The 12072-nt window shown below is 53.8% G+C and carries 7 protein-coding genes; 2 read left to right on the forward strand and 5 right to left on the reverse strand.

Annotated elements, in window-relative coordinates; translation table 11 throughout:
* The first annotated feature begins 11 nt into the window (after positions 1-11).
* Together arsB and R3I13_RS00945 are read left to right on the forward strand one after the other, a co-directional pair.
* Entirely contained in the window at positions 12-1094 is a 1083-nt protein-coding gene (gene arsB, locus R3I13_RS00940) for an ACR3 family arsenite efflux transporter (RefSeq protein WP_346316029.1), read from the forward strand.
* Entirely contained in the window at positions 1091-1831 is a 741-nt protein-coding gene (locus tag R3I13_RS00945; protein WP_346316030.1) for a metallophosphoesterase family protein, read from the forward strand. The genes arsB and R3I13_RS00945 overlap by 4 nt, the downstream gene beginning before the upstream one ends.
* A 130-nt stretch (positions 1832-1961) precedes the next feature.
* Here R3I13_RS00945 and R3I13_RS00950 read toward each other — a convergent pair whose 3' ends face one another.
* The 5 genes from R3I13_RS00950 to R3I13_RS00970 all read right to left on the reverse strand — a co-directional run bounded on the left by R3I13_RS00950 (position 1962) and on the right by R3I13_RS00970 (position 12024).
* Positions 1962-3134, reverse strand: a complete 1173-nt coding sequence (locus R3I13_RS00950) for an alginate lyase family protein (protein WP_346316031.1) — start codon at positions 3132-3134, stop codon at positions 1962-1964.
* A gap of 67 nt (positions 3135-3201) precedes the next feature.
* On the reverse strand, positions 3202-5745 hold the full coding sequence (locus R3I13_RS00955) for a glycoside hydrolase family 95 protein (protein WP_346316032.1): 2544 nt from the start codon (positions 5743-5745) through the stop codon (positions 3202-3204).
* A 349-nt stretch (positions 5746-6094) separates the two neighbouring features.
* Entirely contained in the window at positions 6095-7399 is a 1305-nt protein-coding gene (locus R3I13_RS00960) for a glucoamylase family protein (protein ID WP_346316033.1), read from the reverse strand.
* Positions 7400-7445: 46 nt separating this feature from the next.
* The gene (locus R3I13_RS00965; protein ID WP_346316034.1) at positions 7446-8948 is read right to left on the reverse strand and encodes a RagB/SusD family nutrient uptake outer membrane protein; all 1503 of its coding nucleotides are present in this window, start codon (positions 8946-8948) and stop codon (positions 7446-7448) included.
* A gap of 10 nt (positions 8949-8958) precedes the next feature.
* Entirely contained in the window at positions 8959-12024 is a 3066-nt protein-coding gene (locus R3I13_RS00970; RefSeq protein ID WP_346316035.1) for a TonB-dependent receptor, read from the reverse strand.
* Positions 12025-12072: the final 48 nt, after the last annotated feature.

Genomic DNA, 12072 nt, shown 5'->3' on the forward strand with positions numbered 1-12072 from the left:
AATTCAATCGAATGACTGCAAACAACTGTAATCCGGCTGCGGGGCGCAGGCACCTCAGCTTTATGGACCGGTATCTTACCCTCTGGATCTTTGCCGCCATGATCGCCGGTGTGGCGCTGGGATATTTTGTCCCGGAAATGCCGGCGGCCGTCAGTGCCTGGTCCAGTGGCACTACCAATATCCCGCTTGCGATAGGCCTCATCCTGATGATGTACCCTCCATTGGCCAAAGTGCGTTACGAAAAGATGGGGGAAGTATTCAGAAATACAAAGATTCTCGGTGCTTCACTCCTGCTCAACTGGGTGATTGGTCCGCTGCTGATGTTCCTGCTCGCCATACTGTTCCTGAAAGATTACCCGGAATATATGTCCGGCCTCATCCTTATCGGGCTGGCCCGGTGCATTGCAATGGTCATTGTCTGGAACGAGCTGGCGGAAGGCAACCGGGAATACGCGGCCGGGCTGGTAGCGCTGAACAGCATTTTCCAGGTAGCGTTCTTCAGCGTATACGCCTGGCTTTTCCTGACCGTGCTGCCGCCGCTATTCGGTCTTACCGGGCTTACCATTCACATCACCATCGGGCAGATCGCGGAAAGCGTGCTCGTCTACCTCGGCATTCCTTTTGCAGCAGGTGTCATTACGCGCTGGGTGCTGATCAAAACGAAAGGGGAAGAATGGTACCTGCGCCGGTTCGTCCCGTTCATTTCTCCCATTACACTGATCGCACTGCTCTTTACGATCGTGGTAATGTTCAGCTTAAAAGGGGAATTGATCGTGCGCATCCCGCTGGACGTGCTTCGCATTGCGGTACCGCTGGTGATCTATTTCGCATTGATGTTCCTGGCCAGCTTTTTTATTGGAAAATCAATGGGAGCGGATTATTCTAAAAATGCCGCGATTTCTTTCACGGCGGCCGGTAATAATTTTGAGCTGGCCATTGCGGTAGCCATCGGCGTTTTCGGGATCAACAGCGGGCAGGCTTTTGCAGGCGTAATAGGTCCGCTGGTGGAAGTACCCGCTCTCATTGCGCTTGTAAATGTAGCTTCCAGGCTGCGCAGAAAATATTATCCGTCTACACAAACCAATTCCATATGACCATTGCACTGTTCTCAGACATTCATGCAAACCTCCCTGCGCTGGAAGCCTTCTTCCAAAACCTCGACAGCCGGAAGCCCGATGCAGTCTATTGCCTCGGCGATCTCGTGGGCTACAATATCTGGCCCAATGAAGTGATACAGGCCATCCGCCAACGCGGCATCCCTACCATCGCCGGGAATTACGATTCCGGCATCGGCAGGAGCAGCAACGATTGCGGCTGCGCTTACAAAACAGACGAGGAAAAGAACAACGGCGCCGTTTCCATCTCTTTCACCAACCAGCTTGTGCAGGAAGAGGAAAGGAAATACCTCCGCACACTGCCCGCCCATATCCGCGTGGAATTCCAGCTCAACGACGACCAGCTTAACCTCCTGCTGGTACACGGCAGCCCGCGCAAGATCAATGAATATCTCTTTGAGGACCGCGATGAAAAAAGCCTGCTCCGCATCATGCAGGACGCAGATGCCGATATCCTGTGCTTCGGCCACACGCATAAACCGTACCACCGCAAACTCAGCGATGGCGGCCGCACACGGCATGCCATCAATACCGGCTCCGTTGGCAAGCCCAAAGACGGCGACCCGAGAGGATGTTACGTATTGCTCACAATTACAGAAAACAACATTGAAACTGAATTTGTGCGGTTTGAATATGATGTGGAAAAAGCCGCAAAGGCAGTAGAGGAAAGCATCCTGCCGGATGCCTACGCGGAAAGCCTGAGAAAAGGAATTTAATGCTGACAGAAGGAAGGCTATGGCCTTCCTTCACTTTATAGAAAAAAGATGCCGGCTCAGACGAGACCGGCGTTATCATATTCCACGTCTACAGTACTCTTTCGTACGTTTATGATATCTTTTTTTAAACTCAGAGTTTAACCATCCATATTTCCGGGTTTCTCACCGGCAGGTTGCGCAACACTTCTTCCACCTGCGGGTCGTGCTCCAGTTTTTCCCACAACCTGAAATAATCTTTATTGTTATAAGCCGCCGCGCCAAACAGCAGGAAAGGATGCGCCACCGGCCATTGATCCCAGTACATTACATCTTTCGCAAAAGGCCATTTGCCTTTGTCTTCCACGTAGGGGTACATGTAGGCGACGCCTTTGCCGATCGTTTTTCCCGCTTCTGCCGTGTATTTCCAGAGATCGTTCTCCGGCGTGCTCAATATCTGGCAAACAGTGGCCATAGCGTCGAGGTTGAACAAGGCATAGCCGTAAGGTTTTGTTCTCCTCAGCTCCAGCGGGAAGCTGCCGTCTTCCGCCATCTGGTTGGGCAGCAGCACTTCTTTGTAACGGCGGATGCAGAAGTCCGTCCATTGTTTGTCTTCCAGGAAAGCGGAGAACGCCGCTACCTGCATCACCCAGCAAGTGCCGTGATTGTTCTTCGCATTCATTTCATCTTTCCCGTAAGGGTGTTCTGTCATCCAGCGGAGATAAGCGGCGAACCAGCTTTTCACGGCGGCAAGGTCCGCATCGCGCAGCACGCCCGCTTTTTCCATGATGCGCAAAGCCTGTGCTATTTCAATGAAATGAACGGTGTCTATGATACCAATGCCGCGGCCGGTCGCCCTCCCCTTGATGGCCTGCGCGTATTGCAGGTTCGGGTTCATCCGGGTACCGTCGCTGACAAACCATGCCAGGATGTGTTTGCGCGCATGCTCCAGGTATTCTTTTTTCCCTTCAGCCACGTAAGCCGCTGCCAGTGCGCCTACTACCCTGCTAAACCGCACCATGGCCTGGCGGTGCGCCACGAAGTTGTCCGGGTTGGTTTGACCGTCTTTCTGGATATACGGACTGTCTGCACTGGCCGGGTTGGGCCACCAGTAATCGCCTTCGGAATAAAAATCGTGGATGCCGCCTGCGCTGCGGGCGCTGCGGGCTGCGGTAACCGTTACCGGCTGCTGCTGCATGGCCCATTCCGCTTTGGCTATGATATCGCCCCTCCTGGCTGCGACGGCCTGTTTCAGCCATTCATCGCCATTCGCGCGCACCACATTGGCGAGCACTATGCAGATCGTTATGAATACATATCTTCTCATTTCGTTTGGTTCGGTTCTTTGATGTCCGCCCCGTTTCCTGTCAAATATTATTTCCTGTACCGGCTAGTCATTCCGCGCTGATCGTTACACTGCCTGCAGGTATTACGACTGTTCGATCCACCACCGGTTCCAGGTCAAGCGAGGGCAGTTTGCTGCCGTCGCTGATGACTTTATTGACAGGGAAGCCATAGTCTTTTATTTCTTTCCGCTGTGCTTTTGTATTACTTACCTCGCTGATGATCACCTGCTGTGCCGTACGGATCGTTTGCGCTCCCTGGTTCACTTTCGAACGGATCACGGCCTTTTCCAGCCTGCCATTTTTCCAGCTGATGTCTACTTCCATACCGCCTTTGATCTTCAGGCCTTTCACGCTGCCGTTGGGCCATGCAGACGGCAATGCGGGTAATAAGTGAATCACGCCGTCATGACTTTGCACGAACATTTCCGTAATACCTGACACTACGCCGAAATTGCCATCTATCTGGAAGGGCGGGTGCGCATCGAGCAGGTTGGCATACGAGCCGCCGCTGCCGTCGCCCACGCTGACGGAGTCGATCGTTGCCAGGAAAAGCTGTTTGTTCAGCATCGTGTAGGCATGATCTCCATCTTCCAGCCTGGCCCACCAGTTGATCTTCCACGCTTTGCTCCAACCCGTTCCCCCGTCGCCTCTCAGCAGCAGGCTTTGTTTGGCGGCGGCTGCCAGTTCAGGCTGGCGGCGGGGAGTGATGGCATTGCCCGGGTACAAGCCGTACAAATGGCTCAGGTGGCGGTGTTTGTCTTTCGGATCGTCCCAGTCTTTGTACCATTCCTGCAACTGACCGAGCCGGCCGGCCTGGAAAGGATGCAGGTTTTTGAGCGCGAACTTCATCTGCTTTACAAGATCATCGTCTTTCCCTAATGTTTCCGCAGCCAGTATGGTACGGTTCAGCAGGTCGTGGATGATGGAGAGGTCCATGGTGGAGGCGATGCTTACCGAACCTTTCCGTTCGCCGTTTACCAGGAAATTATTTTCCGGGGATGTGGAGGGATTGGTCACCCATTTTCCCCCGGGATCCTTCACCATCCAGTCCATCATAAATTCCGCGGCACCTTTCATGAGCGGGTAAGCGGTATCGGCAAGGAATTTTTCATTCCCGGTATACGTGTAGTGTTCCCACAGGTGGCGGCAGAACCAGGCACCTGCCATGGGCCAGATGCCCCAGCGCGGGTCGCCTCTCGGGTCACGCCAGTCGAAACCGCCGCTAGGAGAAGTGATAGCCCAGATGTCCGTATTGTGGTGCACGGCCCATCCTTTCAGGCCGTAGTTCACTTGCGCTGTTTTCGCCCCGTTCTGCGCCAGTTGCGCAATGAAATCAAACAAAGGCACGGCGCATTCGCTGAGGTTCGCAGTTTCAGCAGGCCAGTAATTCATCTGCGTATTGATGTTCACCGTATAGTTGGAACCCCATGGCGGCTGCATCTTATCGTTCCAGAGCCCTTGCAGGTTCATAGCCGGGCCGCCTTTGCGCGAACCAGCTATCATCAGGTAGCGGCCGTACTGGTACAGCAGCGTGGTGAGCTGCGGATCGCGGTGGCCGCCTGCGCGTGTGTATTCTTTCAGCCTTGTATCCGTCGGTTTCAGGGCTGAAGTGTCTTTACCGAGGTCCAGCTTCACGCGGGTGAAGAGGGCCGAGTAATCTGCCTTGTGGGCTTTCAGCAGGTTATCATAACTCGCGGAACCTGCCTGCGCCAATGCTTTCAGCGCCTGCGCCGCGGGGTCTTTTCCTGCACTCACGGGATTGTTGAAAGGACCGTTGTAACTGGTACCGATGGAAAGCAGGAGCACTGCTTCCGTGGCGCCTTTCACGTTAAGACCTTTTTCATCCGCCTTGCTGCTGCCGCCTTTGAGACGGGCCTGCAAATGCACTTCGTACCTGATCCCGTTCCCCGGGTCATATTCGATGGTCCTCTTTTCGTACAAGCGATGTGGCACGTAGCTCGGGCATTGACCACTGAGTACAATATGCCCGTCGCCTTTCTTCGATAATTTTACAGGCATCGGATTATCGAACAAAGCCCGGAAGTTCAGCGCACCGGGTTTACTGCTTTGCCAACGGATCACCAGCAGTTGCGCCGGGTAGCTCACGAAAGTTTCCCTCACGTATTCCACGCCGCCGGAAGTATACTTCACAGTGGCGACAGCATTATTCAGGTCCAGCGAGCGTTCGTAACCCCGTACGCCGCTCACGGGCGCGTCGTTCTTTAATAACAGATTACCCAATGTCAGGTAACGGGCGCTGTAAGGGCCCAGCATGAGCCTGCTCAGCGAATCCGCCTTCATGTATTCTTCTTTCCACAAGGCTTCTCTTACAAATGGCAGCGTAGTGCGGGCGCCGGGGTTGTTCCCGTCAGACGGGCTGCCGCTCCAGAGGAACGCTTCATTCAGCTGGAGCTTTTCTTCCTCAACGGAACCGAATACCATGGCGCCGATGCGGCCGTTTCCTATGGGAAGCGCTTCATTCCAGTTAGCGGCCGGCTGGCGGTACCATAGTTTCAGCAAGGGGTCTCCCTGTTGGGCCTGCGCGTGGAATGGTACAATAAATAATATGATCCCTGCGATCAATCCTTTCATCCTTCCTGTAGTTTAGCAATTGACTGTAGCGCCCGGCGTGGTCAAACATCCTGTGCCGCTTCACACAGGCAGCGCGATAATGTACCGCGCCGCCCGTGCCTGGCGGCAAAGCATGATTTTGTAATGAAAAGTGGACGACTAATCTTCATAACGCGGTACCTGGTTCCTCCAGGCATATAATAAAAGAATTAAGTCCTGATCCTGTTGTACTCAGCAAACGTTTGCATTAATTCAGCTATTGATTGCATGAAACATGCCCTGAACCTGCTCCCGAAGATATGCAATCGGTTGCAGATTAGGAAACATTATTTTAACTTTTGCTGGTGGAGAATTAACACCTCATGATGGGTCATATCGCGGGACTGGTGAAGCCCAGCCGCTGCAAACCTGTTTTTATTTCCGGGCAGCTCATGAAAAGCCTCCACAACAGCCCGCTGCGGTAGTTCTCTATCATCACCACGATGGGCCCCTGGTCGATAGCGAGGTATTGATAATCAAACCAATTGACGGTTTCATTGAAAGCATCATAAAATCCATATTCACCCCAAAGCCTGTCTCCTACTTTATTATAAAAATATTTCAACGCCTGCATGGAATATTCCGGCGTATAGGGAAACGACGACAATGCAGCGGTAGGCGTGATCACGCCAAGGTCATTCGTAGGCGAATGCGCATTGTAAAATTCATGGTTGTCGCTGGCGGTAAGCCCCCAGCAGTCTGCACTGTAGCCTTTAAACTTCTTCGGGTTCTCTATGCAATACTGGCGGTTGATGAGTGTGTGATTCTTATTTTGTTCCCAGTAATCCGCATACTGATCTTTCAGCCCGCGAGGGTCGAGTCCCAGAAAGGAATAATGTGCGAAGAAGAGCGGGCCGCCATATGGGAAGCCCAGTGGCAATTTAATACCATAATATTCCCGGTTGGTGGAAAAGAATGTGCTTACTGCCCAGCCGTTGTGGTAGACCTTCGGGGAGATGGGATAATTCGGCGAAGAAGCAGCCAACACATACGCGATCAAACATTCATTCCAGCCGCGTACCTGGTGGTTCATGGCCCATCCGCTGTTGGGGCTCCAGTGCCAGTACAGCACGTCCTGCCCGCCCTGTGTATACCAGTTCCATTCGGTTTCGCCCCACATCCAGGTTATTTTGTTGCGCAGTTCCTGTTCTTTCGGCGTATCGCCGGTAAAGTATTGGCGCACGCACAGCAGGCCCTGCCACATGAACGCGGATTCTACCAGGTCGCCGCCATCATCTCTCCGGCTGAAGGGAATGGTTTTGCCGGTGGCGCCGTCCATCCAGTGCGGCCACACGCCGTGGTAGTGATCTGCCTTGTACATGAAATTCACGATCTTCAGCAGCCGCTCCAGTCCCTGCTCGCGCGTGATGAATTTCCTCTCAATGCCCACGAGTATCGCCATCACGCCAAAACCGGAGCCGCCAACGGTCACTACTTCCGGCGTGGTAGTGCGTTCCGGCGCAAGGCCCGAAACAGGATGCGCGAACTTCCAGAAATAATCAAATGTGCGTTGCTGCACGAGCGTGAGCAAAGCAGAGTCCCCCAGCTGTGGCCGGGGGATCTTTTTTTTCTTTTGCGCCGTTGCGGGCAACATCAATATGGTACAGCAAATAATGCAGATCAGGCTTCGTATCATATCACAGTTTGTTGATTCAAATTACTGTTTTCCTTTCACCCGGAGCTCAATTGTACCCGGGGTTTTGCGTGAGACGGTTATTGCTCAGCAGGATCTGGTCCTGCGGGATGGGAAACAATTCATTCTTGTTATCCACGAAATTTTTCCCGCTTGCGCGCATCACTACACCTGCACGGCCGGTGCGCACGAGGTCCCAGAAGCGGTCGTGCTCCATGGCCAGCTCCACTCTCCGTTCTCTCCATATTTTTTGCCGCAGGTCCGCCTGCCCGCCTGAAACGGCCGGTGGCAGCCCTGCGCGCCTGCGCACGATGTTCAGCTTAGCTAATGCTTCACCGGTATTACCCAGCTCATTGGCGGCTTCGGCGTATTGCAATAGCAGTTCGCCGTAGCGCAGCACACGCAGGTTCTTGGGCGTACGGTCAGGACTGCCGCAATAAGGTTCCTGCGTGCGGCTGTGGTATGCTTTGTAGTTGTAGCGGTCGTTTTCCACGGAATCGCGGCTGGGCACGCGGAAACCATCCCACAACACGGTGCCGTTCGGCTGTATGGTAATGATGGTGGCCGCTCTCCGTTTATCGCCGGGCTCGTAGGCAGCCACGAGGTTTGCGGAGGGATTGTTGAAACCAAAACCGAAATCGGACCAGCCCTTCCTGGCGCGGATACCCTGGCTGTTGGCATATAGCTCGATGGCGGAGTTGCAGGCGGCGTTGGTACCGGTTTGCACTTCGAAAATTGATTCAATGGAATTGGCGCCTGCCACACGCCAGATGTTCGCATAATTGGAAAGCGTATCGTACAGCCCGGAGTTGATCACTTCCTGGCTCAGGTTGAAGCATTGCTGCCAGTTCTTCTGGTACATATACACTTTCCCGAGCAGCATCTGCGCGGCGCCTTTGGTGATGCGGCCTACCGGTGTTGCGCCTTTCAACGGAAGATTGGCCACGGCAAACTGCAGGTCTTCGATAATAAGCGCATAGATGTCCGCCGCCGAAGCGCGCGTCTGAAACGCGTCTGAATTGGCTTCTTCAGGCGTAGGCACCCTGTCTATCTTCGGTACGCCGCCATAGGTGCGCACGAGGTTGAAATAAAAATATGCGCGCAGGAAACGCACTTCACCGATCAGCCTGTTCTTGTCCGCATCGTCCAGCGGGCTCAGCGGCAGTTTATCCAGCGCCTGGTTGGCCCGCGCAATGGCCTGGTAGTAGCCTGTCCAGAAGTTGGCCACGATAGGATTGGAAGGGCCGTAAGTGAAATTATCAATCTCAGCGGAAGGGCCATAATCCTGCGGGGTGCTGCCTTTATCGGCATCGTCGCTCACAATGCTCGTGATGTTGATAAATTGAAGGCCATGCACATCAGGCCCGAAACCGCCCAGCCACATTACGTTGTACACGCCGTTGGTAAGGTCGATGGCGGCGGTGGGGTTGGTGCGTATTTCTTCTTCGGTCACCCTGCCCTGGGGCGGAATATCCAGGAAACCTTTCCCGCAGCCCGCGTACACGAGTAGCAGGGTTATCATCAACAGGGGTATATAGATCGTCTTTTTCATGTTGCTGCATTTAAAATGTTACGTTCAGTCCTATCGCGAAAGTTTTGGTAGTCGGGTACGGATTCAGTTCGATGCCTGCTTCCAGCGGGCTGGTACTGTTTTGTAACGACAGGAAGCCGTCCCTTTTTGCCTGCCCTGCCACCAGCTCGGGTGAGAAGCCGCTGAATTTTTTTACGGTGAACAGGTTCTGCGAGGTAAGGTATACTCTCAGCCGCTCGAACTTTATCCGCTCCAGCAAAGCCTTTGGCAATGTGTAACCGATCGTGATATTGTTCAGCCTGAAGAAATTGCCGGATTCTATAAAATAATCAGATGCGGGAATGCCGCCGGGCAATGTTCTCGGGTCTGTGGAAGACGGCCGGTCCGGCCGCCAGCGTTTATCTGCATAGCTGGCTTCTATGTTGTCCGTCACATCATAACGGAAAGCTTTTTTACCGTTGTAGATTTTATTCCCCGCGTTGCCGTAAAAGTCCACACTGAAGTCGATGTTCTTGTAGTTAAGCCCTGCATTGATGCCATAATAGAATTTCGGCTGGTAGCTGCCTGCGTACACGCGGTCGTCCAGGTTGATCACGCCGTCGCCGTTTACATCGCGGTAGCGCAGGTCGCCGGGCTGTGCGTTAGGCTGGATCTTGTTGCCGTTCTTATCTACATAGGCGTCTATTTCTCCCTGGTTCTGGAACACGCCGTCCGCATCCAGCACAAAGAAGCTGCCGATAGGCTGGCCATTATCTGTTTTGGTAATGTTGCCCTGCTGGCCTACGCCGCCGCGGAACAGCGGCTGGCCCTGGTTCAGGCCGGTCACTTCGTTGTCGTTGAGCGTGAGGTTGCCGCCAATGGTGTAATCGAAATCATCGGATATCTTGTCTTTCCATCCCAGCGTAAACTCCCAGCCCCTGTTCACGAAAGAGCCTGCGTTGGTGGTATATTCATTGTCCGGGTCGCCGAGCAGGCCGGGGATCCTCACAGTCACCAGTGCGTCGCGGGTTTCTTTGTTGTAATAGTTCACTTCGCCGGTCAGCTTGCTGTCCAGCATGCTGAATTCAAGCCCGAAGTCGTATTCCTGGGTGGTTTCCCATTTCAGGTTACGGTCTTTGATGTCTGCCAGGTTGGTACCCAGGGTGGGCACGCCGTTGAAGAAATACAACAGGCCTGAGTTGGCCGTGAGTATGTAAAGATTGGAAGCGATATTGTCGTTACCGATTCGTCCCCAGCTGCCACGCAGTTTCAGGAAGGTGAAGAACTGCTGGTCTTTCATAAAATCTTCCTGGGAGATCACCCAGCCAAGGCCAAACGCAGGGAAATAACCGTTACGGTTATCCGAAGGGAAACGTGAAGAAGCGTCGTTACGGAAAGAGGCAGACAGCAGGTATTTATCGTCGTAACTGTAATTCACCCTCGCGAGAATGGATGTACGGGCGTATTTGTCACCATCTGCCGTGTTGGTGGAAGTGTTCGGGTCGCCGGCGATAAGGTACCAGAGATCCGGGCTGTTGGGCACATTCCGGCGGAGGCCCTGCAGATAATTCCCGGAATATTTTTGCGCGGTGTAACCGGCCAGCACGGTAAGGTCGTGTTTATCGAAGCGTTGCTGGTACGTAGCCGTATTTTCCCAAAGCCATTCGGTGCCTTCTTCTTTCACCATCGTCAGCTGGCTTTCGGGCCTTTGCTGGTTGCCGCCCGCAACGAGGAATGTGTTTTCGTCGTTGAGATATTTGTCGTTGAACTGCCGCCTGTTCTGGAATCCCTGGTTCACGCCCATACTGGAGCGCAGGCGCAGCCATTTCCAGGGGGAATATTCGAGGTAGGTGGTTCCCTGCAAACGGTTCTCGTTCATCTCGTCGAATATTTTATCCAGCGTGAGAATGGGGTTGCCTACATTCTGGAAGGCGGAGGTGTTGCCGTATTTGCCATTGCGTGTAATGGGTATCACGGGCGCGGCGCGGTAGGTGTTGTTGTAGATATCGTCCAGCTGCACATAGTCGGTTTTGTTGTGCATGTACGACAGCTGGGCTACGAACTTCAGCTTGTCTTCCACGATGTTCCATTCATTATTGGAGCGGATCGTGAAGCGGTCGTATTGATTGTCTTTCACAATGCCTTTATCGGTAAGGTAACCGGCGTTGAAATAATACAGGAATTTTTCGCTGCCGCCGGAAAGGGAAATATTATGTACCTGCTGGAGGCCTTTGCGTAAGACAGCATCATACCAGTCTGAGTCCGCGCCGAAATCCGGGATGGTTACCTGCGGGCCGGCCACTGCGAGGTAGTCGACGTATTGCTGCCTGTTGGCCATTTTAACGACGTTTGCTGCCTGGCGCCAGCCGATGTTCATATTGTAGCTCACCTCCATTTTACCGGCCTGTCCGCGTTTGGTGGTGATGATGATCACACCGTTGGCCGCGCGCACGCCATAGATGGCAGAAGCGGAAGCGTCTTTGAGTACGTCCATACTCACAATATCTGCCGTATTGATGTTACGGATGTCGTTAGTGAGGATACCGTCTACCACATACAGCGGTTCGGCGCCTGCCAGCATACTACCGGTACCGCGCACACGCACCTGCGGCTGGGAGCCCGGCTGGCCCGAGCTGATGATCTGCACGCCCGCCAGCTTGCCCTGCACGCCCTGTGTGGCGGTGTTCACGGGCTGCTTGGCAATTTCTTCACCCCGCACATTGCCCACAGCGCCGGTAACATCTCTCTTGCGGCGGGTGCCGTAACCGATCACCACCACCTGTTCCAGCTCCGAAGTGGAGGAGCTCATTACTACATCGAGCGTGGTACGCCCCGCAAGCGGGATCTCCTGCTGCGTGTAGCCGATGTAGGAAAACTGGAGCGTGGCATTGGCGTCGGGCACATTGATGGAATAAGTGCCGTCTGGCTGGGATACTGTGCCGGTGGAAGTGCCTTTCACCTGGATGGTAACACCGGGGATCGGCGTACCGTCGCTGCCGCGGACGGTACCTTTTACGGTAATGGCCTGCATAAAAGCGCCTGAGCCACGGGCAAGCGTGGCAAGGGGTTGCAGGAATAGCCATAAGAAAATGGAATACAATAGTAAGCCTGATTTCATAATAACGTGTTTAAGCTCATATGATTTGAATTGGAGGGTAGGGAAAAA

This window comes from Chitinophaga sp. YIM B06452 (assembly GCF_039655965.1).
In the GTDB taxonomy this organism is placed as follows: Bacteria; Bacteroidota; Bacteroidia; order Chitinophagales; family Chitinophagaceae; genus Chitinophaga.